24 protein-coding genes are annotated in these 24,791 nt (G+C 47.8%); 15 read left to right on the top strand and 9 right to left on the bottom strand.

Annotated features, from left to right (window positions below):
• Positions 1 to 157: 157 nt before the first annotated feature.
• Complete coding sequence (gene def, locus WG89_RS13990) at positions 158 to 667, bottom strand: peptide deformylase (RefSeq protein WP_062267150.1); 510 nt, start codon at positions 665 to 667, stop codon at positions 158 to 160.
• 446 nt (positions 668 to 1,113) lie between these two features.
• Between def and WG89_RS13985 the strand changes: the two genes are divergently transcribed.
• Positions 1,114 to 2,970 carry a DUF885 domain-containing protein gene (locus WG89_RS13985; RefSeq protein WP_062267147.1) on the top strand — a complete coding sequence of 619 codons (1,857 nt, stop codon included), beginning with the start codon at positions 1,114 to 1,116 and terminating at the stop codon, positions 2,968 to 2,970.
• Here WG89_RS13985 and WG89_RS13980 read toward each other — a convergent pair.
• Positions 2,967 to 3,380, bottom strand: coding sequence for a hypothetical protein (locus WG89_RS13980; RefSeq protein ID WP_062267129.1), 414 nt, complete (start codon positions 3,378 to 3,380; stop codon positions 2,967 to 2,969). The two genes, WG89_RS13985 and WG89_RS13980, sit on opposite strands and share 4 nt — an antisense overlap.
• A gap of 60 nt (positions 3,381 to 3,440) precedes the next feature.
• Positions 3,441 to 5,273 (bottom strand): extracellular solute-binding protein, encoded by a 1,833-nt coding sequence (locus WG89_RS13975; protein WP_062267126.1) that lies wholly within the window; start codon positions 5,271 to 5,273, stop codon positions 3,441 to 3,443.
• A gap of 277 nt (positions 5,274 to 5,550) precedes the next feature.
• Here WG89_RS13975 and WG89_RS13970 point away from each other — a divergent pair, with 277 nt between their 5' ends.
• From WG89_RS13970 to hemF, 6 genes are all read left to right on the top strand, one after another.
• A complete protein-coding gene (locus WG89_RS13970) occupies positions 5,551 to 6,579 on the top strand; it encodes a LysM peptidoglycan-binding domain-containing protein (RefSeq protein ID WP_062267124.1) in 1,029 nt (342 codons plus the stop codon).
• A 6-nt stretch (positions 6,580 to 6,585) separates the two neighbouring features.
• Complete coding sequence (gene dprA / locus WG89_RS13965) at positions 6,586 to 7,716, top strand: DNA-processing protein DprA (RefSeq protein WP_062267122.1); 1,131 nt, start codon at positions 6,586 to 6,588, stop codon at positions 7,714 to 7,716.
• Positions 7,717 to 7,865: 149 nt separating this feature from the next.
• Positions 7,866 to 8,351, top strand: a complete 486-nt coding sequence (purE, locus tag WG89_RS13960; protein ID WP_062267120.1) for a 5-(carboxyamino)imidazole ribonucleotide mutase — start codon at positions 7,866 to 7,868, stop codon at positions 8,349 to 8,351.
• Positions 8,352 to 8,355: 4 nt separating this feature from the next.
• The gene (locus WG89_RS13955) at positions 8,356 to 9,483 is read left to right on the top strand and encodes a 5-(carboxyamino)imidazole ribonucleotide synthase (RefSeq protein WP_062267118.1); all 1,128 of its coding nucleotides are present in this window, start codon (positions 8,356 to 8,358) and stop codon (positions 9,481 to 9,483) included.
• Positions 9,484 to 9,560: 77 nt separating this feature from the next.
• Entirely contained in the window at positions 9,561 to 10,106 is a 546-nt protein-coding gene (gene tsaC / locus WG89_RS13950; protein ID WP_062267116.1) for an L-threonylcarbamoyladenylate synthase type 1 TsaC, read from the top strand.
• 60 nt (positions 10,107 to 10,166) lie between these two features.
• Positions 10,167 to 11,117 (top strand): oxygen-dependent coproporphyrinogen oxidase, encoded by a 951-nt coding sequence (gene hemF, locus WG89_RS13945; protein ID WP_062267114.1) that lies wholly within the window; start codon positions 10,167 to 10,169, stop codon positions 11,115 to 11,117.
• A gap of 22 nt (positions 11,118 to 11,139) precedes the next feature.
• On the opposite strand, the gene WG89_RS13940 is transcribed toward hemF, so the two are convergent.
• Both WG89_RS13940 and WG89_RS13935 read right to left on the bottom strand, forming a co-directional pair.
• The gene (locus WG89_RS13940) at positions 11,140 to 11,406 is read right to left on the bottom strand and encodes a type II toxin-antitoxin system RelE/ParE family toxin (RefSeq protein WP_062267112.1); all 267 of its coding nucleotides are present in this window, start codon (positions 11,404 to 11,406) and stop codon (positions 11,140 to 11,142) included.
• A gap of 3 nt (positions 11,407 to 11,409) precedes the next feature.
• A complete protein-coding gene (locus tag WG89_RS13935) occupies positions 11,410 to 11,640 on the bottom strand; it encodes a CopG family ribbon-helix-helix protein (RefSeq protein WP_062267110.1) in 231 nt (76 codons plus the stop codon).
• Positions 11,641 to 11,868: 228 nt separating this feature from the next.
• Here WG89_RS13935 and WG89_RS13930 point away from each other — a divergent pair, with 228 nt between their 5' ends.
• From WG89_RS13930 to WG89_RS13900, 7 genes are all read left to right on the top strand, one after another.
• Entirely contained in the window at positions 11,869 to 12,474 is a 606-nt protein-coding gene (locus WG89_RS13930; protein ID WP_062267108.1) for an AHH domain-containing protein, read from the top strand.
• Entirely contained in the window at positions 12,471 to 13,022 is a 552-nt protein-coding gene (locus tag WG89_RS13925) for a hypothetical protein (protein WP_062267107.1), read from the top strand. The genes WG89_RS13930 and WG89_RS13925 overlap by 4 nt, the downstream gene beginning before the upstream one ends.
• Before the next feature lie 205 nt (positions 13,023 to 13,227).
• Complete coding sequence (gene aroE, locus WG89_RS13920; RefSeq protein WP_062267104.1) at positions 13,228 to 14,064, top strand: shikimate dehydrogenase; 837 nt, start codon at positions 13,228 to 13,230, stop codon at positions 14,062 to 14,064.
• Positions 14,065 to 14,229: 165 nt separating this feature from the next.
• Entirely contained in the window at positions 14,230 to 14,895 is a 666-nt protein-coding gene (locus tag WG89_RS13915; RefSeq protein WP_062267102.1) for a YiiX/YebB-like N1pC/P60 family cysteine hydrolase, read from the top strand.
• A gap of 215 nt (positions 14,896 to 15,110) precedes the next feature.
• Positions 15,111 to 17,231, top strand: coding sequence for a hypothetical protein (locus WG89_RS13910; RefSeq protein ID WP_062267100.1), 2,121 nt, complete (start codon positions 15,111 to 15,113; stop codon positions 17,229 to 17,231).
• Positions 17,224 to 17,742: a hypothetical protein gene (locus WG89_RS13905; RefSeq protein ID WP_062267098.1), complete on the top strand. Its 519-nt coding sequence runs from the start codon at positions 17,224 to 17,226 to the stop codon at positions 17,740 to 17,742. The genes WG89_RS13910 and WG89_RS13905 overlap by 8 nt, the downstream gene beginning before the upstream one ends.
• Positions 17,743 to 17,871: 129 nt before the next feature.
• On the top strand, positions 17,872 to 18,903 hold the full coding sequence (locus WG89_RS13900) for an IS1595 family transposase (protein WP_062267096.1): 1,032 nt from the start codon (positions 17,872 to 17,874) through the stop codon (positions 18,901 to 18,903).
• Between the two features lie 124 nt (positions 18,904 to 19,027).
• Here the strand turns inward: WG89_RS13900 and speB are convergent, their stop codons facing one another.
• The 4 genes from speB to speE are packed head-to-tail and all read right to left on the bottom strand — an operon-like array spanning position 19,028 to position 23,708.
• Complete coding sequence (gene speB, locus WG89_RS13895) at positions 19,028 to 19,954, bottom strand: agmatinase (protein ID WP_062267093.1); 927 nt, start codon at positions 19,952 to 19,954, stop codon at positions 19,028 to 19,030.
• A gap of 4 nt (positions 19,955 to 19,958) precedes the next feature.
• On the bottom strand, positions 19,959 to 20,888 hold the full coding sequence (locus tag WG89_RS13890; protein WP_062267091.1) for an adenosylmethionine decarboxylase: 930 nt from the start codon (positions 20,886 to 20,888) through the stop codon (positions 19,959 to 19,961).
• Positions 20,888 to 22,837, bottom strand: coding sequence for a biosynthetic arginine decarboxylase (speA, locus tag WG89_RS13885; RefSeq protein WP_062267089.1), 1,950 nt, complete (start codon positions 22,835 to 22,837; stop codon positions 20,888 to 20,890). The genes WG89_RS13890 and speA overlap by 1 nt, the downstream gene beginning before the upstream one ends.
• Positions 22,830 to 23,708, bottom strand: coding sequence for a polyamine aminopropyltransferase (gene speE / locus WG89_RS13880; protein WP_062267087.1), 879 nt, complete (start codon positions 23,706 to 23,708; stop codon positions 22,830 to 22,832). The genes speA and speE overlap by 8 nt, the downstream gene beginning before the upstream one ends.
• Before the next feature lie 632 nt (positions 23,709 to 24,340).
• On the opposite strand from speE, the gene WG89_RS13875 reads away from it, so the two are divergent.
• On the top strand, positions 24,341 to 24,791 hold a 451-nt coding region (locus tag WG89_RS13875), incomplete at its 3' end, for an MFS transporter (protein WP_153301598.1).

The following is a 24,791-nucleotide window of genomic DNA, read 5'->3' as shown; positions in this document are numbered from 1 at the left end:
CATGCTCGAAAACATAAGTCCGACAGGCTCCAAGGGGCGATGATAGATAAAGTGAGGAGCTGAGTAAATCAACGAGGAGCGAAAGTCAGTTTAATATCCGCTTAATACGGCTCCCGGAAGAGTGGTTTTCAGCTTCTTCCGGGAGTAAAAAGAGAGGTTAAGCGGTAGCCAGACGCTTGTTTTTAATCAGCTTTTTACGGATGCGCTCCTGCTTCAGGCGAGACAGGTAATCTACAAACAGTTTGCCATTCAAATGGTCAAGTTCATGCTGTACGCAGACAGCGGGAAGGCCGTCCATATCCTTGGAGTACTGATTGCCGTCTCTGTCCAGAGCTGTCAGGCGAACCTGAGCAGGTCGATCCAGCAATTCAAAGAATCCGGGTACTGACAGGCAGCCTTCAGACAGGTCGGTCAGTTCATCCGTCAGAGGTTCAAACGATGGGTTGATCAGAACCAGTGGCTCGTTGCCATCGTCGGAGAAGTCCATCACTACGATTCGCAGGTGGATATCGACCTGAGTGGCAGCCAGACCAACACCCTTGGAGTCGTACATGGTTTCCAGCATGTCGTCCACGACTTTACGAATTTCGTCGTTTACTTCAGCCACTGGCTCAGCAATGGTGCGAAGTCTTTCATCGGGGTATTGGAGGATTTCCAGAAGCGCCATCAGATTCTCAAGTTGTTTGTCTATAAAAATGCAGCTTTGGCTCCATGGGTCCAATTCTGCTGATTAAAAACTAATTTTAAATTTCTTTTAGGTATATAGGTAGTTTTAAGTGCGATCGTTCCATTTTCAAGTGTTTTATTTTCAAAATGGTGATTAATCCAGGTGGCGATATCTGGGTTTCAAGCGTCGATATGGCGGTAAATGATTAGATTGCCGGGCATTTGCTATGCAGATAAATGAGTTTGGAAGGGATTCGGTAATGAAGGTTTGTCTCACAGTTAACGGATGAAGTTCGGCAACTGCTGGACAAAGTTTTTGGGTGGGAGTGAAATAGGTGTCGAGTCAGCTTTGAGCTACTGAAAATCTTATGATGTCGTTTAGATGATGTGGACTCTGAATCCGAGCTGAAAAATAACAATAACTCACTCTTACTTGTGTACCCCACAATGCAAAAAACTAAAACACTTCTGGCTATTGCTGTCACCATGGTAATGGCTACAGGCTGCTCTACCCTGCAGACCCCTGAAACATCTTCCACTCATGGCAAAACGGCACACTCAGACATTGAGCAGCAGGCTCTTTCTGAATCCGAGAAAGCCAACCAGCTTTTTGACGAGCTCTTTTTGGAAAGAGCAATGCAGAGTCCTAACTTCCAGACCATGCTGGGCATTAAAAAAGATCAGGATAAGTGGGATGACATCAGTGAAACAGGAAATGAACAATTTCATCAATTGAACATTGAGCAGTTAAAGAGAATACAAAGCAGTATCAACCCTGATGCTCTCGATCCTCAAACATTGCTGAGTTACCGGCTGGCAGTCTCCAGTCTGGAAAATGAAATTGCTGACTATCAATGGCGTTTGTATAACTACCCCGTTAACCAGATGTTTGGCGTCCATGCCCAGATGCCCGCACTGTTAATAAACCAGCATCAGGTGACAGACAAGGCTGATGCAGAGGCTTACATCGCTCGACTGAAAGCAGTGACTACTTACTTTGATCAACTGATTGATGGTCTCAATGTTCGGGCTGGCAAGGGCATTCTGGCACCACGTTTTGTTTATCCCCATGTCATTCGTGACTCAAAGAATATTTTGAAGGGGGCACCCTTTGAACAAGGTGAAGCCGGGACATTGCTGGCTGACTTTACCCGTAAGGTTTCTGCTCTGGATCTTCCCAAAGAAGAAAAGCAGCAGTTGTTAGCAGAAGCTGAAAAGGCATTGGTGAATCATGTCAGGCCTGCCTACGAGAAACTGATCGTTACCCTGGAGAAGCTGGAGTCTCAATCAGACGACAAAGATGGTGTCTGGAAACTGCCAGACGGTGATGCTTATTACCTCAATGCTTTGAACAGGACGACTACAACAGAACTCAGTGCTGATGAGATCCATGAACTGGGGCTGTCAGAAGTAGCACGCATTCAGGATGAAATGAGAGTCATCATGAAGCAGGTCGGTTTTGAAGATGACCTTCAGGCGTTTTACGAGTTCATGCGCAGCGACCCACAGTTTTATAAACCAGAAACTGAAATGGGCCGTCAGCAGTACTTAAATGAAAACATCAAATTCATTGCTGACATGAACGCTTCCCTGGATCAGATGTTTCTGACCAAGCCCAAGGCCCGGTTGCAAGTTAAAAGAGTGGAGGCTTTCCGTGAAAAGTCGGCTGGCAAAGCCTTTTACCAGCGCCCGTCTCCCGATGGTTCAAGGCCTGGAATGTACTACGCCAATCTGTTCCAGATGAAAGAGATGCCTACTTATCAGATGGAGGCTCTGGCTTATCACGAAGGTATTCCCGGTCATCATATGCAGCAGGCGATCTCTCAGGAGCTGGAAGATGTGCCTATGTTCCGAAAGTTTGGCAGGTACACGGCTTACATAGAAGGCTGGGGGCTCTATGCGGAATATATTCCCAAGGAAATGGGTTTTTACCAGGACCCATACTCTGACTTTGGTCGTCTGGCCATGGAGATATGGAGAGCTTGTCGTCTGGTTGTTGATACCGGTATTCACAGCAAACGCTGGACCCGTGAGCAGGCCATTGAGTATCTGGCATTGAATACACCGAACCCACGTCGGGATATTGAAAAAGCCATTGAGCGATACATTGTCATGCCGTCTCAGGCTACGGCCTATAAAGTTGGCATGCTGAAAATCCTCAAGATGAGAGAAGACGCTAAAAAGATTTTGGGCTCAGAGTTTGATATTCGTGAATATCATGATGTGATTTTGAAGAATGGTCCTCTGCCTCTGGATGTTCTTCAGGAGCAGGTCAGTCTTTGGGTCACTGAAAAGCGGGGTTAGGTTTTAAGCGTGGGCCAGGATCTTGTGGCTTTGATGACTTCTTTAACGTCACAGTTTTCTGGTCCTCCTCCATGGCGTATCAACCGATAGGCCAGGTGGCAAGCAGACTGCTTTGGGTAACCTTTTTTGAGCAATATTCTCACCACCATCCGGCTTAACTGTTGCTGGACAAACATCCGGCTCTTGTTCTGCTTATGGTAGTGAGATTCTGTATAAACCGGCCTGAGGCTGACCCATTGGATAAAGTCGGCTTTCTTGCCGTTCAGACGAGTCATCATCCTCTGGACCATCCGGTTAGAAACTTTACTGGAATACCCTTTTTGCTCCAGCTCATTCAAAGCCCATTGAAACAGCTGCCGGTTGGATTCTGATTGATGCATTGACTGAGAGCTTTCGAGTGTAATTTCCATAATTCTGCCAGGGTCTGGGTTCTAAGGCTGGTATCGGCCAGTCAGGTCAAAATTGAGTGATCAGTCTTTTTGCCACCAGGTACTGAAACTGGTGGTGTAATCCGGTCGTTTTTCAGGCCAGGCAAACTTGTCCCAGTGAGCGACTCTCATGAAGGTCGAATGCCATTTAGGGATGCCATAAAAATGCCACAGCAGTACCCGGTCGAGAGAGCGAGTTAAGGCCTGAAGTTCTTGCTGTGAGTCCACTTCAGTCAGCTTCTGAAGAAGTTGGTCAATGACGGGGTGATCAATACCGGCAAGGTTTCGGGAGCTGTTGTCACTGGCTTTGGATGAATGGAAGTAATCCATCAGTTCCATACCCGGTGAGAGGCTTTGAGGTAATACCTGCTCAATCATGTCGAAGTCGCGGGCTCTTACTCTGCCGTAATACTGGCTGGCATCGAGAACGGTAAATTTCATGGTGATGCCCACAGATTCCAGATTTTTCTTCAGGGGTAAGAGGTAGCGTTCTGAGCTGTGGGAGTCATCGATAAACTCAAAAACAAAAGGTTGTTGAGTAGTGTTGTTAATCAGCTGATTATTTTTCAGGGACCAGCCTGCTTCATTCAGCAAGGCAAGAGCCTTTCTTCTTTGGGTCCTTATCTCTCCTTCGCCAGACGTTTCGGGAAGCGAAAAGGCCTGATGCATGATCTGATTCGGTATTGTGTACTGATAATTTGCCAGCACTTTTTGCTCAGAGAGTGTGGGTATGCCCCTGGAGCCCAAAGGTGTATTCGGAAAGTAGGAATAGGAGCGGTGATAGGCATTATGGAAGATCACCCGATTAGTCCATTCAAAATCAAACAGCTGGGTGATGGCCTGGCGAACCCTGACATCCTTGAATTGTGGACGACGGGTGTTGAAAAAGAAAAAGTTACTGCCATAAGCCATTTGGTGTGGAATCTTCCGCTTTTTAATGCGTCCATCATTTACCGCCGGGAAGTCATAGGCGTACTGCCAGTTTTTGGCGATGACTTCCAGATGAAGATCGTGGGTACCTGATTTGAACGCTTCCAGAGCGACCTGAAGATCCCGGTAAAAATACAAAGTGACGGTATCAAAATTATATTTCCCTTTGTTGACGGGAAGATCCTTGCCCCAGTAATCCTTTACCCTTGAGAAAACAATGAGTTTCCCTTGCTCTACATGGCTGACCCGGTAGGGACCGCTGTTCAAAGGAGGCATTAGAGTGGATTTATCGATGGCCTTATTCTTCCAGAAGTGAGCAGGTAATACGGGGAGTTCAGCAGCATGGAATAACTGTTGGCGAGACCCAGGCTGTTTGAAGTTGAAACGCACTTTTCTCTTGCCCAGGGCTTCAGCTGAAGCAATAGAATCCAGCTGCATTTTATATTTCGGGCTGCCCTTCTCTCTCAGTGTTTCAAAGGAAAAAACAACATCTTCTGAAGTGATTTCATGGTTGTCGTGAAATCGGGCTTCGGGTCTGAGATGGAAAATAATCCACTGGTTGTTTTCAGGGTACTCAACACTTTCTGCAATCAGCCCATAGGCTGCTCTTGGCTCATCACCGGAAGGTGCATATTGACCCGAACCTACCATAAGAGGCTCGTTCAGCTCGGTGAAGCCATAGCGCATGTAAGCGTAAGAAGGCAGACCTGAAAGCGTATTACCTTGTGGTGCATAAGGGTTAAGGGAATCAAAGGTACCATGGGCAAAAAGGCTGACTTCACCCCGCTTGGGAGCTTCGGGGTTAACATATTCAAAATGAGAAAAGTCAGCTGGGTACTTCAGGTCATTAAATCGTGATAAACCATGGGATTTATAAATCACCGGCTGGCAGAGAACGGGTCCACCCAAGAGTAAAAGACTGAGAAACAAACTGAAGAATCTCATTCTGAAACGATCTTTTTATTCATAGAACTCGCAAGCATAGACGGCCTGGCAAATCCTGAGACGGTTTTAGAAAGCAGGCGGCTGGTCGAGAACAATAATTAATCAGTCTTGCCACTGCTTTGGCTATTCGTCAGCCAGCAGCTGAGCAAAATAGAGGTTAAGTCACAATTCTGCGGGTGTATTCTCTTCATGTTGAAGAGTTGGATTGCCCGAAGACAGGGCCAGTTGGTAAACTGCTGGAATAAAACCAACAACAAGTGCAAGGGATCGGGAACCAATGAGAAGCATAGTACTGGGCGTTCTTCTGCTCTGCCTGTCGTCAGTAGGGATGGCTTACGAGAGTCCGATCAAATCAGATTCTCCCCAGGATTACCTGGTAAAAAAAGGGGACACGCTCTGGGAAATTTCCAACCGTTTCCTGAAAAGCCCCTGGCTGTGGCCTGAAATCTGGCACGCCAACCCCCAGATTCATAACCCTCACCTTATTTTTCCGGGCGACCTGGTGAGTCTGGTCTACATTGATGGCCGTCCAAGATTGACGATTGTCCGTCGTGGCGAAAGCGGCAGAACCATCAAGCTCAGCCCGAAGGTGAGAACTCTACCTGCTGAAGCGGCTATTCCAGCGATTCCTCTCAGCTCTATTGATGCCTTTCTCAAGAGCAGTCGGGTATTTGCCTCCAAGCAGGAGTTGAGTGGTGCGCCTTATGTATTCGCATCCCGTCAGGAAAGAATTATTACCGGTGCCGGTGACAAGGTTTATGCCCGTGGACGCATTGGCTCTCTGGACAAAAATCTGGACATCGTGCGTTCTGGAGAAGTTCTGACGGATCCTGACAGTGGTGAAGTGCTCGGCATTATTGGCCATGAAGTCGCCGGTGCCTCTTTGCAGAAAGTGGATAACGGCATCGCCAGCCTGAACATCAAAAGCAGCCAGCAGGAAGTGAGACCGGGCGATAAAGTGTTACCCGCTGACTCTTTCAGTCTGCAAACTACCTTTTTTCCAAGAGCACCCGATGCTCCGGTTGAAGGCAAAATTGTCTCTGTGGTTGAAGGCGTGAAGAAAGTCGGTCAGTTCAACAGTGTGATTATTAATCGCGGTATCCGCGAAGGTCTGCGTCAGGGTGACATTCTCAATGCCTACAAGAATCTGATGGTGAAGGATCAGGTCAGTGGTGAGATGGTCAAGCTTCCTCCTGAAAAGGCCGGCATGATCATGATTTATCGTCCTTTCGAAAAAGTGAGCTATGGTATTGTGCTGACTGCCTATGAAGAAATAGGTGTGGGAGACACCCTGAAAAGCCCTTGAGGTGCAATGACTCAGCAGCAACATGACTCAAATTGGCAGCAGCTACGAAAATGGCTGCTGCTTTCGTTTCAGCCCGGGTTGGGCGCGGTTCGGTTCAATGCCCTGATCCGGGAATTTGGTACTGCAGACGCTATATTATCGGCTTCCTATCAAGAGCTGAGAATGGGCCTGCCGGAAAAGCTGGCAGCAAAGATTTCCGGTAATCCGGAAACCCCTGACATTATTGATCGCCTGCAGTATTGCCAGCACTGGCTGGAATCCAGCAAGGCGCACCACATCATTACCCTGCAGTCACCTCAATATCCTCCTGCTCTCAAAGAGTTGACTGACCCTCCTCCCCTGCTTTATGTCATTGGCAATGTTGACCTGTTGAAAGAACCCCAGCTAGCAGTCGTTGGCAGTAGACGACCTACTCCTCTGGCTCGAAGGCTGGCACAGGAACTGGCGATGGAGCTATCCAGAAAAGGGTTGGTGATCACCAGTGGTATGGCTCTTGGCGTTGACGCTGCAGCCCACCAGGGGGTTATAGGCAGTTATGGCAGCACCATTGCCGTGCTGGGGACAGGAGTTGATGTCGTTTATCCCCGCAGTCATGGCGATCTTTATCAGGCTATAGCCATGCAGGGAGCGGTTGTTAGCGAGTTTCCACTCGGTACAGCACCGAATCCCGGACACTTCCCAAGAAGAAACCGCATTATCAGTGGCCTCTCATTAGGTGTGCTGGTGGTAGAGGCGGCTCTCAACAGTGGTTCACTGATTTCAGCAAGGCTGGCTGCCGAACAGGGGCGTGAAGTTTTTGCCGTACCCGGTGCTGTTGCGAATCCTCTCAGCCGAGGGTGCCATAAATTGATTCGGGAAGGCGCGGTTCTGGTGGAGTCAGCAGAAGACATTCTGGTTGAGCTGCAAAGCTATCTCAGACCTCTTTTGGAACAGTCTTCAGAGCCTGAGGCCATCAGTACGGATTTATCCGGCGTCCAGAGAGTCATCCTGGAAAGCATGAATGGAGAAGCAGTAAGTGTTGATCTGATCTGTCAGGTGTCGGGTCTTTCCTTTGATGAAGCCTCGGTGATACTCACCGAAATGGAGCTGGAAGGATTCATTGAATCGGTCCCCGGAGGTTATATCAGGACAGGATAAGGCGTTTTTCTGAACAAAAAATGAGCATTTACCGGCGGGTTCAAAGATTATTAAAGGATTTTTTAATGCTTATTCGCTCATTGGTACAACTCTTCTTATAATCTACCCGAATCATCTACCAAGAATCACACGGCTTACAGGAGTTTGAGATGGAAGTCGGCATTATCATGGGGTCGAAGTCAGACTGGCCAACAATGAAACTGGCAGCAGAAATGCTGGACCGGTTTGGTGTCAGTTACGAAACCAAAGTGGTTTCTGCCCATCGCACCCCACAGCTGTTGGCTGACTATGCCTCTGGCGCGAAAGATCGGGGCATCAAGGTCATTATTGCAGGTGCTGGAGGTGCTGCTCACTTGCCGGGTATGGCTGCAGCGTTTACCAGCCTGCCTGTTCTGGGTGTACCGGTTCAGTCCAAAGCTCTGAAAGGCATGGATTCTCTGCTCTCCATTGCCCAGATGCCCAAAGGCATCGCCGTAGGGACTCTGGCTATTGGCGAAGCGGGTGCTGCAAATGCGGGTATCCTGGCGGCCCAGATCCTCGGGACGCACAATGAGGCGGTCATGGCTAAAGTAGAAGCTTTCCGCAAAGAACAAACCGATACTGTTCTGGCAAATCCCAATCCGGCTGAGGATTAATTTGATGCATGTTTTAGTGCTGGGGGCAGGTCAGCTGGCTCGTATGATGTCGCTGGCTGGCGCACCGCTGAACATTAAAATCACTGCTTATGATGTAGGCAGTGAGTCAGTGGTTCACCCCTTAACTCAAATGTCAGGAGGTGATGACCTTGAATCGGCTATCAGGCAGGCCGATGTCATCACCGCAGAGTTTGAGCACATCCCTCTCGATATTCTGGCGATCTGTGAAAAGAGCGGTAAATTCCTCCCTTCTACAGAAGCTATCAAGGCGGGTGGCGATCGCCGTATCGAGAAAAAGCTGCTGGACGGTGCTGGCGTGAAAAATGCCAAGTACTTTGTGATCCAGAATCAGGACGACTTCAAGCAGGCTATTGAACACGTAGGTGTGCCCATGGTGCTGAAGAGTGCTCTGGGAGGCTATGACGGTAAGGGACAGTGGCGATTGAAGGATGTTGGGCAGGCTGATGCTATCTGGTCAGAAATGGCTGAGTGCATAGCTGCTTCTGATAATCAGGCCATTGTCGCTGAAGAGTTTGTACCTTTTGGTCGTGAAGTTTCGCTGGTGGGGGCACGGGGTAAAGATGGCTCCGTTGCTGTTTACCCTCTGGCAGAGAATGTCCATACCAACGGCGTTTTGAGTCTTTCTACTGCTATTGATGATAAAGGTCTGCAGGAACAGGCAAAGCAGATGTTTACAGCAGTAGCTGACAGTCTCGAGTACGTGGGTGTTCTGGCATTGGAATTCTTTGACGTCGATGGCACTTTGCTGGTGAATGAAATTGCACCAAGAGTTCACAACTCAGGGCACTGGACCCAGCAGGGTTCTGAAACCTGCCAGTTCGAGAACCATCTGCGTGCGATCTGTCATTTGCCACTTGGCAGCACTCGCCTCATCCGTGAAACCACCATGATTAATATCCTGGGGGAAGACACCATTCCAGAAGCGGTAATGGCTATGGAAGGTTGTCACATTCACTGGTACGGCAAAGAGAAAAGGCCTGGCCGGAAAATGGGCCATATCAACGTTTGCAGTGATGACCAACAAGGTTTGCAGAGCAAACTGTGTGAACTGGCGAAAGTGCTGGATAAAGGCGCCTTCCCTGCTTTGCATGAGTTCGCAGACCGGAGTTGAGATGAGCTGCACCAGCTAGCAGTGGGTGTTTAGCCCTGCTAAAATCCGCTGTTCGCTGGCTAAGTTGATGAAACTCAATGTCTAATTTTCAGGCTGTTATCGAGCAGGGTGGCGTTATTGCTTACCCTACAGAAGCGGTCTGGGGGCTCGGATGTGACCCCTGGAACCGGGAAGCGGTTTATCGTGTGCTGGACATCAAGCACCGCCCTGTTGAGAAAGGTTTGATACTAATCGCCTCTTCCCAGGAGCAGATTCAGCCTCTGTTATCGCAACTTAGTGAAGCACAGCGTGAAACCCTTTCAGCCAGCTGGCCAGGTCCTTACACCTGGTTGCTGCCTGATCCTGAGCAATGGACACCGGACTGGATTCGTGGAAAGTTCGATACGGTAGCCGTCAGGGTCAGTGCCCATCCAGTGGTTAAAATGCTTTGTGAGCAGGCAGGGCATCCACTGGTATCAACTTCTGCCAATCGTGCAGGAGAACCTCCTCTGATGAGCGAACAACAGGTTCAGGAACACATGGGTGATCAGGTGAACCTGATTGTTACCGGTGAAACCGGTCCTCAGTCTGAACCTTCTGAAATTCGTGATCTCCAAACAGGGCAAGTGATCAGAGCCGGTTGATACTGGTTCTGAGTCATTTACACTTGGCCTCTTATTTATCCAGCCAGCCCAGGGAATATTATGGTGACCGACGCCCATACTGCAAAAAGCAGCGAACCGGTAGACAGCCATGAACAGGTAGAGCGAGTCAGGCAATATCTGTTGTCATTACAGGATGCTATCTGCCAGGCCCTGGAGAAAGAAGATGGCAGCACTTCTTTCCGTGAAGAATCATGGGAGTACCACGGCGGCGGCGGTGGTCGCGCCCGGGTGATTGAAGACGGTGCTCTCTTTGAAAAAGGCGGGGTTAACTTTTCCTACGTTAAAGGCGACAGACTGCCCCCGTCTGCCACGGCGAAAAGACCAGAGCTGGAAGGCCGAAGCTTTCAGGCCATGGGCGTTTCTCTGGTTATTCATCCCAGAAACCCTCTGGTACCTACATCCCATGCCAACGTCCGTTTGCTTATCGCTGAAAAAGAAGGCGCGGACCCTGTCTGGTGGTTTGGCGGCGGTTACGATCTGACGCCTTATTATGGCTTTGAAGAAGACTGCACTCACTGGCATCAGGTAGCCAAGTCTGCCTGTGAACCCTTTGGTGAAGAGGTTTACCCACGCTACAAAAAATGGTGTGACGATTACTTCTTCCTGAAGCATCGCAATGAACCACGCGGTGTGGGTGGTCTGTTCTACGATGATCTGAACGAGTGGCCGTTTGAGCGCTGCTTTGAGTTTATGCAGGCGGTGGGCAACAGTTACATCGATGCTTATCTGCCGATTGTGCGCAAGCGCAAGGACAGCGAATACACAGAACAGCAACGTCGTTTCCAGGAATACCGCCGGGGGCGTTACGTTGAATTCAATCTGGTGTACGACCGTGGCACATTATTTGGTTTGCAGTCCGGTGGTCGCACAGAATCCATCCTGATGTCACTGCCTCCCATTGTTCGCTGGGATTACAACTGGCATCCGGAAGACGGGACAGAAGAAGCCCGTCTGTACAATGAATTTCTTAAACCCAGAGAGTGGGTGTAGGCTAGCTACTGCAGCTTGAGCCTCACCTCTTTTGCTTTTCGTGAAAGATTCTGACAACCAGTAATTCACTGGTTGTCAGGAGGTAGTACATCACGTAAGGCGTACCTACCACCTGTATTTTTCGATAGCGGCCTACTTTATTGCCCGCCATCGGATGATCTTGCAAGCGGTCTAAATTAAACTTCAAGGTATCGAGAATCCGATCGGTGACAGCCGGGCAGTGCTCATCAAGATAAGTGGCAATTTTTCGGTAGTCGTCTCTGGCAGCAACTGACAGCCTGACCTTCATAGACTAACGTTCCTCTCTTAAAAACTGCTCCAGAGAAATCGTTTCCATTGCGCCCGACTCAACTGCATCAACCGTCTCTTCGACTTGTTGGAGTTGCCACTCTTCTGCATCGATATAGTCTGTAACAACTTCTCTAATAAGTGTTGAAACGTCTTTTTGATGAATGGCTGCAAGCTTGTCGAGCCGATCCAGATCATTCTGATCAAAACGGACGTTCTTTATTTTCATAGCCATAAGATTAATCCGTATATCTAGAGAATATACAGATTAGCATTTTATCTTGTTTGTTCAAGTGACAGTCTCATCCAGTATGAAATGAACGTTTAGGTTTTAGTTCTGTCTTTACGCAGACATAAAGCTCTGATTTTTTCTCTAGGGTCATGTTAGCAATTGCTTCTGGTATAACTCGATTTAGCTCTGTTAGACTCTGCCATGACGCGGTAAACAGGAAAGGAATTCGTTGTGCCCGAAGTTGAGAATCAGAAGCCCTATTACAAAAAAGACAGGGTTGAGCAAGCGATTAACAAGTTCGCTTCCATTAAGAATCCGAAAGTTGCAGATCTTGAGGCTGTGGGCAATCTTGCCCAAGTTGAAAGTCAACTTGATCGCTACCGTTCAGCGACCAAAAATATGACTATCGATCAATTGGAGGATGAAGAGCACCAGTCGAAAAGACTTGCTGAATATCTGACAATATCAGGTGACCCCAAGCCCCACAAAAACTGCCATGCTCATGCCATTATTTCGGGATCTCACAAGGATGCAGCTCGATTAAGAGCTGTACTGGCCTGGGTAAAGATAAGAATTGATGACCCCGATAATGGTTGCTGGCTACCTGAAAACACTGCGGCTCTGTCTCTAATGCCACGAAGGCTAAGACATGCAATTCCTCATAGCAGAATTCATCGATTTAACTACTATCACTGGCTCAACAGCATCATTAATTTAAGAGCCACACGAACTGATGAACAACTCAGGTCAGTATTAAAGATGGTTGAAACTCGAATTCAAGCGGGTTCTCAACCCAGTTACGTTATGAACAAAAAAGGTGTTGGTCTACCGGTATGATTTATTCCCTTCGACCCGATGTTAAAAACTTTCTCTGGTTCAACATCGACAGTAAAGAGTCTCGCCGAGCCTTGGGTGACGATACTTTATTCCATATGGATGAAAGCCCCATCTCTTACCTGGAGTGTTGGCAAACCATGGAAATAGAGTTTTACAGTTCATCTGCTGGGAAAGTATCTGACCTACCTGATATTTCACAACGTTATGGTCGACTGTTCATCAACCAGAAAGGTCATGCTGCTCTGCTGCCTCTAATTGACTCTTGCGGTGAGTTTTTACCTGTCACATACAACAAGGAACACGGTTATATCTTCAATGTATTGACCTTGGCTGATGACGCTCTGGATCTGAATCTCTGCAAAAAAAATGAATGGGGTGAGATAGACTGGATTGCTTTTAATGAGCAGAAGTTGCAAGGCTTTCCACTATTCAGAGTTGAGTTCGATAACTATATGGGCGTGTTTTGTAATGAGCAGTTTAAGCAAGTCTGTGAAGATACAGGCTTACAAGGTTTGAGATTCAGCCATGACCTGTCTGGAGCTCCTTGACTTCTATTATTGAGAGATTTGTTTGAATACTGCTCAAGCCAGAAAACCACAGGTGTTTGCGCCCATTCTAAACCACACTCGGCACCGTTCCATACAGAGTGTGGTTTAGAAGAGAGTTCTTTGACGTTTTCCACTCCCATTTTCTTACTACATCCTCTAAAGTGCTGAGACTATTCGTTTGGCTGTATTCTCCAGGAAAAAAAGAATGGCTATACCTGTTGATCATTATGCTGTGATGGGTAATCCCATTGAACACAGCAAGTCGCCCAGAATTCACGCCATGTTTGCTGAATCCGTAGGACACAGGCTGAGTTATAACACTCAACTGGTGCCGGTCAATGACTTCGAAGAAGCGGTAAAACGCTTTTTTGATAATGGCGGCTACCTTGGTTTGAGTGTGACGGTTCCTTTTAAGGAGGAGGCCTGGCAGCTCTCTGTAAATCGAACAGCACGGGCGGAAAAAGCAGGTGCAGTGAATACTCTCTGGGTGGATGAGCAAGGTGTTCTCAATGGTGACAATACTGATGGACTCGGTCTGGTTCAGGATCTGACGGTTAACAACGGTGTTGCTATCAAAGGAGCACGAGTACTCATTCTGGGTGCTGGTGGAGCCGTACGAGGTGTTCTTGAGCCGATTCTTGCCCAGAAGCCATCCGAGCTGGTTATTGCCAACCGGACTGTCAGCAAAGCAGAAACCCTGGTCGGCCTGTTCCCTGATAAGTCGGTTAAAGCTTCTGGCTTTTCAGAGGTGGAAGGTCATTTCGATATCATTATTAATGGCACTTCCGCCAGTCTTCATGGTGATTTACCGCCAGTACCCGCTTCGGTGATCGCTCCAGAAACCTGCTGCTATGACATGATGTATTCTGCCACTCACACAGTGTTCAACCAGTGGGCTCTAGACCATGGTACTGGAAAAGTGATTGATGGACTGGGTATGCTGGTAGAGCAGGCAGCTGAGCAATTTGCCATCTGGAGAGGTGTTCGTCCTGAAACAACTCCGGTTTTGAATGCCCTGAGAAGTGAACTCTCCGGCAGTTGAGACGCCTTAAACCTGAAAACCATTCATTCTCTTTGAGGATCTACGGTTTTCAGGGGTAACTCTCCAGTGCCAAGGTGAAATGTCTGCTATTTTTTCTGGTGTTTATTCAATAATCATGAATTTCTATGGGATTACTCTCCGGTTCCGGAAAGTAGATTCAACACTATGATACAGCAGCAAAACTCACTACCTGACCTTGACCTGCAAAAAGGTGATCTCCTGTTTCAGCTCCGCAAGGGCGGTGAGCTGGAGTGGATCATCAGCCGGATCTTTGCTGGATACAGTGGTATGGCGTTGAATCATGTGGCTCTGTTCAGCGGAGATGGGGAGTTGGTTGAGGCCGTAATGCCACGGGTTCAGAAAGCGACACTGACCCAGTTTATTGATAAGTCGGTTTGTGATGGTCTGGGTCGTCCCTGTATTCTGGTAGCTCGACTGAAATCAGCCTGGCAGCCTCTGGTTGATAAAGCTCTGGCTTTTGCCGATGAGCAATTGCACATCCCCTACAACAGTCATTTTTCACCAGACAGTCATGCTCATTCTGATATAAGTAATCGAGCCTGGTATTGCAGCGCTCTGGTCCTGGAAGCTTTCCGCTCAGCCAACCAAGGGAAGCCAGTATTTCCGGAAACCCCCATGGGATTTCGAGATCTGGAAACCGGGGAAATTTTTCCCTACTGGGTAGAATTTTACCGCAAGATTGGCCAGCCGATTCCGGAAGGAGAACCGGGCTCACACCCTGCACTGCTCTCGTGTTCAGACAAGCTGGAAGTCATCAGAGTTATGGGGCAGCTTCCTGCCAGACAAGCTGCCAATGAGCAGTTTGTTTAGTTTTGACTGTTTGTGACACTCCCCCGCCTTATCAGGCGTTATAGCCAGTCTATAACAACTGGTTTACACAGAAGAGCCACAAGCCGCCATGGCGGATTAACATCTACGAGTAACTTACGTCCCAACCAGACGCTTGCAGGTACGATGTTTTCAAAAATACAAACCCAGCAATACCATGCCCTGAAGGGTAAGTTACTCGGAAGTCTCCATTAGATTTGCAGTTTGTTCAGGCTGATCTACTTTTCAAGATTCTTATTATCAATGCTCTTGAAAGGGAATCAGTGGAACAGCTTAAAGTACCTGCGTATTACTTTATTCTCTCAAGTTGTCTGACCTTATTTTTGGCTTGCTCAGGTCAGGCTGTTTTTGCTGATGAATCTCAACATTACAAACTTGAAGGACTCCAAGGCAGCCTATTGGATTTTTCCACGGAGGACAGTGCTCCTTGGGTTAGTGATTTACAAGCACTTGGTAGTAAAACACAGAAGGAAGTGTCTTTGCTCTCTGATCTTGAAAGGTTGATTGAAACCTATCCGGATCATCCAGGAGTTTTCGACAGTGTAGCTGCATTGTATTTGTTGATATTGCCTTCCTCTCGGCTGGTCAGCAGCAAAGTTTTATTTTCCCGATTAAGCAGTTTGGGGATGCCAGTTCCTGAAAGTATTCAGGTCTATCTGAAAATCCTTGATCAGGAAGAACGCTGGTTGAAGGAAACGCTTCAGGAATACCTTGAGAAGAGAATAGAAGACCTTCCTGAAGAATCGGCTTATCCATGGTTTTATGAAAAACTGTTGGTGCAAAAGGATATTTTAACTGAAGGGATACTTTCATTAGAAGAGCCTCCTTCTGAGCCACTAAAGCATTTTCTGACTGCTCTGTTGAAGATACGGCAACCCTTTTTGGGTTGGTCCGAGGTTGATCGGTATCTGTCAGAATCACAGATTGAACCCGAGCAAACACGGCTTTTAAAACTATACCGTGCATTACTGAAACAAAAGTTTGCTCCTCTGGAAAAGGCTCAAGATATCGGGTCTGGCCGTAGTTTTTTGGGAATGAAGCTTTTTGCATCAGCAGGTGAAATGCCCACAATTCAGGAAGAAGTTGACAGGTTGCTTACTCGACTAAAAACCATAGAAGATCGGCATGATGACTTGCGGATGCAATATGCGGAGCTCGAAGAGCATGAAAAGGCAGCTCTGGATCTGTGCGAAGAAAGATTCAGACTTCATGACGAGCAAAATAATCGCTGTCAGGAAATTTTAAGGGTCAATAATCAACTGATTAATGCTTGTAACGATGAGTATGATCGTAACCATGCTACAGGTATCATTGAATGCAATAAGCGGAATGATCTGACTGCAGAAAGAAACCGGATAGTAAGCTATAGAAATAGAGTAAAAGCTGAGAGAAAGAATACGCTGCTGGAGTGGTGGCGGCGTTGTATTGGATGGAATTATCCCTGCCCCAATGGACAAAACCGAATTTGTTACCCTTTTGACGTTCCAAATCACGGCTGTTGGCAATGGGCAGTCACAGAGGGTTTATGGTTATCTGAGCACGGAAAATGGAAGGATGAATACAATATCTGGCAGTCAGAGGCAGGCTATTGGAGCAGGATTTGTGACCAGCGTCGTAATGCTTTAAACGCATGGAAAGTCAGATGTTTGGGATTGGAATCATCCGCCTCACAACAGAATGCACAGTGTCGTGAGGCAAAAAGTGCCTCACAAGCATTACTGAATGACTGCCAGAGGCAGTTAAGTCTTATTTCACAACAAAAATCTGAACTAAAAACAGAAAAAGCAGAGCTGGTTGAAGAGTATGAAGAGCACCTTCAGGCAAAAAGCAACCTGAGGGATCGAATAGAGGGTTTGCAGGCAGAGCTAGAGAGTATCCAGCCGTTACTACAAGGTCATTGTCGTACTGAAGACTGCCCGAAACTGGGTTTTCCCCAAGCACCACTGGATGACTTTGCCCACACGGTAGGAGAAGTTTATCTGGCCATGGCCGGGCCAGGGGGGAAGCTGAAAACTTTAAGTTCTGGATTGCCAAAGATAATCAAAGATTTTTTAAGTTCTACCAAAGTAGGGAGGGTGACAAAAGGTAGGACAGAGTTGAGAATAAGTCATGGAGGTTTTAAAAAGGCTAATAGTGATTTCGAGTCTTTCAGACCATCAGATGTTAAAGAAATTAGAACACAATACGGTAATGGTAAGACGGGGACACTTGAAAGTGGGCATAGTGTTACTGTGAGACCTGGTAGCTCTGATGGGCGTCCAACATTAGAAATTAGAAATCCTGAGAATGGTCGAGGAATTGAGGTTAGATATGATTGATGATCAAGAGTTATTTGAACTCTCAAAAAAATTTATGGCTGATTGGTTAGATAAAGATTACATGATATTACCAATGAAGCTAAAACGAAATGGTTGGGAGTGTTTACCTATTGCAGATTTTATTAATCCAATGGAGGCAGAGTGGGTTTCAAGTGCTATTCAAAAGAATATAAAAAGAAAAATAATTAGTATAGCTTTTGAATTTGAAGGGAGGACAACGTGCTCTGTTTTTGAGACTTCAAAAGAAAAAATACTTGAATTGAATGTAAAATATAGCAATCAGTATCTATGTTTGACTTCGATTGATTTTGAATTTATATATTTCAAGGATCAACTTAATAGATTTTATATTATCTCTGGTGATCATGATTTTCTTAGAGAGTCTTATCCTTGCACATTAGAAACATTGAAAGAAATGTATTTTGATTGGCTTGACTCTGATTTAATGTCAGATGCAGAAAAAACTTTTTTAAAGAACATCTGGGACAAATACCTGATTACCTTTTCATAATAAGCCTCTACAAGGCACAAAATTTAAATTTATACAAAGCCTGAGTCTGGCTCAGTTCAAACTAAATGTTGTTAATATGATCTATACTGCAAAAGCATGAAATTTGTCGTGCGATGTGGAGTTCCGGCCATGCAATCCGAACAGTTTCAAGACGTTCTGCAGTCTATACCCGTAATGTCTCCTGAGCAGATTACCATCCTTCATAAAACGCTTTCGCCGCCACTCGATTCTTATGATAAGCAGGAGGTGTCAGGTCAATCCCGTCTGCTGGAAAGACTCAAGTATTACTTTGACCAGAATCCCGTTTGCCCCCATTGTCACTCTGAGTCAGTCAAGCGTTGGGGAGTCCATGCCGGGCACCAACGCTATCGCTGCAAGCAGTGTCAACGTACCTTCAATGCCCTGACCAAGTCCCCTCTGGCTCACCTGCGCGTCAGAGATAAACTGGATCAGTATCTTGAGTGTATGGATGGAAGCACTACGCTGCGTCCCGCAGCAGCCAAGTGCGGTGTTTCATTGAACACATCTTTTCATTTACGGCACCGTTTGATGGCGGTGGTTGAGTCCGATGCCTACGGACAGCTCTCAGGCATTCTGGAAGAAGATGAAACCTTTTTCCGCGAATCACACAAGGGGCAGCGAAAGCTTGAGGTTCCTGCCCGCAAGCGTGGCGGCATGAGTGCCAGAAAAAAACTGGCCGGAGTTCAAGATGGGTCAGCAGCTCCCGTTAAGAAAATTCCTGTGATGGTGGCCTGTGACCGGAACCACCATGTTGTCGACGCTGTTCTTAAGCACGTCTGCACTGAGGAACTGACTTCACATCTAAGCGGCAGAGTCCAGGCAGGCAGTACGATGTGTCTTGATGGTCACATGTCACACGATAGTCTGGCAGAGAAGCTGAATGTCACCGTAAAAACACTGGTGACCAATGCGGGTCAGTACGTCAAGGAAGGCATTTTTCATATCCAGACGGTGAATGCTTATCACAGTGAACTGAAACGCTGGATCAATGGTTTTTTCAAGGGAGTGGCAACGAAATACCTTTCTCGATACCTAGGCTGGAAGCGATATCTTAAGACTCGGGAAAAGACTCTGACATTCTCAGAAGAAAGCTTTTTAGATCAAATTTCTATACGCTGGGCAAAACAACATTTAGTTTGAACAGAGCCTGGCCCATTAATGCCATAATGAGTCTATAACTACATATTGAGAAAGTTTCCTCACTCCGAAAGAATTAAAAGGCTGAGCATCAATATTGACACTTCAGCCCTCGATGAACATATTGTCAGATAGCTTTTAATTTTGATGCCTGAAGGTAAAGCATCTCAAGAGCAATAGTGGCGCCAGCCAGAGCGGTGATATCGGCATGATCATAAGCCGGTGCGACTTCAACGACGTCCATTCCGACAATATCCAGACCCTTTAAGCCTCTCAGCAAGTGCAGAGCTCTGTCCGAGGTCAGTCCGCCACAAACAGGCGTTCCTGTACCCGGTGCATAGGCTGGGTCCAGGCAGTCGATATCAAAGGTCAGATAAACACGGCGATTACCCACTGTATCGTGTATTTTCCTGACAATCTCTTCCACCCGGCCACTGTTCACGTAGCTGGCATCAAGAACATTAAAAGGCGTGTTCTTGTGGTCGTAAGTGGTACGAATGCCAATCTGGGTTGAAGCGGAGGCGTCAATTAACCCTTCAACCTGAGCATGATGAAACATGGTTCCGTGGTCGAACTTGCCGCCCAGATCATAGTCGTCGGTATGAGCATCAAAGTGCACCAGTGCCAGAGGACCATGATGTTTTGCATGGGCTCTAAGCAATGGCAGGGTTACGAAGTGGTCTCCGCCAAAAGTCAGCATCTTTTTGCCTGCAGCCAGTAGCTGGTCAGCGTGTTTGAACAGGGTATCGCTCATATCCTGAGCGTTGCCGCATTCAAACACCAGGTCGCCACAGTCAGCCACAGAGAGGTGATCTTTCAGATTGAAAAACCAGGGCCAGCGTTTGCCCTCCCAGGCCAGATTCACAGAAGCTTTTCGAATGGCTTCAGGGCCAAAGCGACTGCCACTGCGACCTGTTGTAGCCAGGTCAAAAGGGATGCCGGTAATGATGACGTCAGCACTGGACTGTGCAGGATCAAAATCCAGAGGCTGTCGCAGAAAGCCAAAGGCATTGGCGTAGAGGGAATGGTCTTCCCTTTTTGTCAGCGTAGTCATGATCTTATCCTGTCAGTTCCACGGCTTGTACCGGGCGCTGCTCTTTGTGCTGGTAATGATTGAAACTCATATCATAACCACACTTGAGAGGCAGAAGGCACTCTGTCAGACAACTGAATTCGCCATTTTCCCGCAGCGGTGCGGGTGCATTAAAGCCAATCAGGTCCCAACTGCCCGGACGCAGAGCTTCCAGCAGTTTTTCCAGAATGGCGGTGTCTTCCATATTCAGGTTGGTTTCAAAACTCACATAAGAGCTCTCTTCCTGAGGTGTGATATGGAAGGTGGCGTAACGGTCACCCTTGATGGCATTCAGAGAATAACCAAAAGGCTCAAACAGCCAGTCACTCAACTCAAAGCCGGGTAGTATCTCGTCCAGCCTCAGCAACTTGCGTATACCTTCAATGGTTTGACCTTCACTGCGCAGATATTGAGCCCCTTCGCCCTTGATATGATACATCAACAGTTCGCTGGTCTGATCATCCACCTCGGGCGTATAAGGACGATCCAGATGGAAGATATAGTTGTGGTGGCTATCCAGACTGCCGAGGCGGAATGCCGTGCCCTTGAGCTCGGACTGGATGCGGTTGATATCTTCTTCAAAAGACGTTTTCTGCAGATGTGACTGATATTCGTTCTTGCGCTGGAAGCTGGCAAACAGAATATGCTCATCGGCCACGTGATCGAGGAAATACAGGAATGCATCGGCCAGGGTGGTTGTACCGCAGGTCAGCATCAGAAAACGATCTTCCCAGACAAACAGGCTGGACTCGGATAGCAGGTAAGCGTCGCAATAATCATTGCTGAGTGTGGTCAGGATTTCAGCCTGAGCCTTGGCCACAACCCCTGACCAGAAGTCTTTACCCAGCCCACGCAGGGAACCCGCTTCAGCCGCTGTAATGACTTCCACTTTTTTCTCAGAGCCTTCGAAGAACATCACAGCTCATTTCCTCCCAGGTGTTCAAGGTAGGTGTAGCCCTTCAGGCCTGCTTCCAGTTCTTCCAGCACAGTTGCGCGGCTGGATTCTGGCAGATACTCCTCCACCAGCTTTTGGTAGGTGTGCAGAAAGCTTTCCGGTTTCAGATTCACGTACCTCAAAACATCTTCAACGGTATCACCGGACTGGAAATCAAATATTTCAAGCAGTCCCAGGTCGGTAACACGGACGGATACAGTGTCGGTGTCGCCAAACAGGTTGTGCATATCACCAAGAATTTCCTGATATGCACCCACCAGGAAAATACCAATCATGTAGGGCTTGTCCGGATGCCATTCAGGCACCGGCAGTGTGGTTTCTATACCTTGCCCATCAACATATTGATCAATAGTGCCATCGGAGTCACAGGTAATATCCAGCATGACAGCACGCTTCTCGGGTGGACGATTCAATCCAGAGAGAGGCAGCACCGGGAACACCTGATCAATACCCCAGGCATCAGGCAACGACTGGAACAGAGAGAAATTCACATAGAACTTGTCCGCCAGCTTTTCACTTAGCTCATCAATCAGCGGTCTGTGAGACCGATTCTTGTGAGACAACCTCTTGGACAGCTCATAGCAGATGCGCAGGTTTATGCTTTCTGCCCAGGCTCTTTGTTCCAGATCCAGCAGTCCCATCCCGAACTGGGTGTGCACTTCAGAAAGGTCGCTTTGTGTGTCGTGGAACAGTTCAACCAGGGCTCTCTGTTCAACGCCTTTCACCAGGTCCTGCCAGGAACGCCACATGTTGTGCTGAAGTTGTGGTGCGTCTTTACTGGGAGCTTCTGGCTCTTCTGGCTCATAACTCTCAACACCGACTACATCAGTGATCAGTACCGCATGGTGAGCCGTCAGATTTCTACCGGACTCGGAAATAATTCTTGGAACAGGAATTTCCTGTTCAGCGCACAGGTCGCCCAGGGTATAAACGATATTGTTCGCATATTCCTGAAGACTGTAATTCATGGAGCAGGTGCTTTGGCTGCGAGTACCTTCGTAATCAACAGCCAGACCACCGCCCACGTCCAGGCAGTGAATAGGTGCACCCAGTCGATAAAGCTCAGCATAAACACGCGCACACTCGCTGATGCCCTTGCGGATATCGCGAATATTCGACATCTGGGAACCCAGATGGAAATGCAGCAGCTGCAGACAGTCCATATTGCCACTGTCTTTGAGCCGGTTGATGACATTCAGAACCTGGCTGGCGGACAGACCAAACTTGGATTTTTCACCACCACTGGCCTGCCATTTGCCTTTACCCTGGGAAGCGAGTCTGACTCTTAGGCCTAATCTGGGTTTGACGCCCAGTTCATCGGCTTCCTTCAGGATCATTTCCAGTTCGGTGATTTTTTCCAGAACAATATAAACCTGATGTCCTAGTTTTTCACCGATCAGGGCCAGACGAATGTATTCCCTGTCCTTGTAGCCGTTGCAGACAATGACGGAACTGGCTCTGTTGGCCATAGCCAATACAGCCAGCAGTTCTGGCTTACTGCCTGCTTCCAGTCCCAGCTGACGATCCTGTCTGGCCGCCTGACTCTCAAGGATCTCTTCAACCACGGCTCTTTGCTGATTAACCTTGATGGGGTATACCGCCAGATAATCATTGCGGTAACCGTACTCACCAATGGCCTGGTTAAAGGCATCACACAGAGTATTAACCCGGTCGTGAAGAATTTCCGGGAATCGAACCAGAACAGGCAGAGAGGCACCCTTGCGAACCAGTTGGGCGGCAATATTGTTCAGGCTGACAGCAGGCCTGCCCTTGGGCAAGTAAACTACTTCGCCATTGTCGTTGATATCGAAATAGCCCTGGCTCCAGTAGCGGGCATTGTAGGTGGAACGTGATTCTTCAACGCTCCAGCCACTTTCAATCAACGGTTCACCGGATAAAGGATTAGTCATTGACCTTCTGTATCGCCTTTTCTACGTATCTGGGCAGAGCAAAGGCTGCCTTGTGGATAGCGGGTGTGTAATAACGGGTTTCAATACCACAAGCTTCAAAACGATCAGTCACCGTTTCCAGCGAAACATTACGTGCTTGTGGGTTATCTGACCCCCAGGCAAAGGTCATGATGCCGCCAACATAGGTAGGAACGGCTGCACTGTAGAAGTAGCAGTCTTCCATATAGTGACCAAGACGGCGTGTGGTGGTCTCAACTTCATCCAGCTGCATGAAGCAGACGCCATTTTGGGCTACGAAGATACCGCCATCTTTCAGCAGACGTTTGCAGCCTGCGTAGAAGTCCGATGAGAACAGGACTTCACCGGGACCAATGGGGTCTGTGCAGTCAGAAATAATGACGTCAAAGCTGCCATCCGGAGTCTTCTCGCTGTCGCTGACAAAGTTGATGCCATCGTCGATTACGAGGTTAGCGCGAGGGTCTTCATAAGCACCGGCAGAGTGGTTGGGCAGCCATTTTTTGCACATATCGACGACGGCACCATCAATTTCCACCATGGTGACGTGTTCAACATTCTTGTGCTTCAGCACCTCACGCAGGATGCCACCGTCACCACCACCAATGATCAGAACACGCTTGGCATTGCCGTGAGTCAGAATCGGTACATGAGTCATCATCTCGTGATAGATGAACTCATCTTTTTCAGTGGTCTGGATGACACCGTCCAGTGCCATCATGCGGCCAAACATTTTGTTGTTGAAAATGACCAGATGCTGATGTTCGGTTTTCTGCTCGAACAGCATCTCGTCTACGGAAAAGCTCTGGCCGTAGCCATCATAGAGGGTCTCAAGGTATGTGTTGTCTTTCAGCATGATGCTTTTCCTTCTAAAACTGACCTTCAATAACGGGAAGGTCCACCAGCCAGTTGCCAGGACAGGATAGAGAGAGTCTGGAAATGAGAACCAGCAGCGAATGGAAACCTTTTATAAAGGGGATTCACTCTGGCCAGAGGTACGACCCTTGAGCCGATTGAGGAACAGGCATACAGAATCCGGGCACCTGGAGGGATAATCTGACAGGCTGCAACCCGGGAGGTCGCAGTAAAACAGCATAGCTTTTGTCAATGTAGTGCTCCTAAATCTGTAGTCACCGTGTGGTTATATCAGCGGATAATTACCGCCGAATCAGCACACGGTTCAGGCCTTGAGAACCATATGTTCCTCAGTATTGGGATCGTTTATAGCCCTTTGAATTTCGATAGGAAGTTCAATAGGGCAAGCTTGTTTTGAGTGCGCGAATTAAACCCTCGAAATGCCCAGATGACAACCCCTGAGGCACAATTAATCCATGTCAGGGTCAGCCTTTGGAGGGATCGCAGATTTTGAGTCTTGGGCTTTAGGAAAGTTCACCGGATAGAGGGGATTTTATCTGTCAGTAGATTTCAAGCCGCGAATGGGTAGCTATTGACTACTCTGTTCTCTCTAACAGGAAAGAGCTGAACAGAATGAAAGCGCGAGTATCAAGGTCTCTGACCCCAACTCAGTTGACAGGCATGCTGTCCGGCAATGTGATCGAGTACTTTGATTATATTGTTTACGGTTTGATGACCCCGGTGCTTTCCACGCTCTTTTTCCCCGCTGATAACCGGCTGGTTTCCCTGATACAGACTTTCGCAGTTTTTGCCACCAGTATGTTGATCAGGCCTGTCAGCGCCCTGATTATTGGTTGGATTGGTGATAGAACCAATCGGCGAACAGCCCTGTTGCTATGCAGCTTTACTACGGGATTGGGTACGTTTGGGATTGGCTGTCTGCCTGATGTTCAGACCGCAGGTATTCTGGCTCCTTTGCTGCTGGTATTGATGAGACTGCTGCAGGGTTTTGGCATGGCCGGGGAATTCTGCTCGGTTCTGGTAGTCACTGGAGAACTAAGCCCTCCTGCTCACCGGGGTATCC

The organism is Endozoicomonas arenosclerae (assembly GCF_001562015.1).
In the GTDB taxonomy this organism is placed as follows: Bacteria; Pseudomonadota; Gammaproteobacteria; order Pseudomonadales; family Endozoicomonadaceae; genus Endozoicomonas_A; species Endozoicomonas_A arenosclerae.
This window is presented reverse-complemented; position numbering and strand designations above follow the sequence as displayed.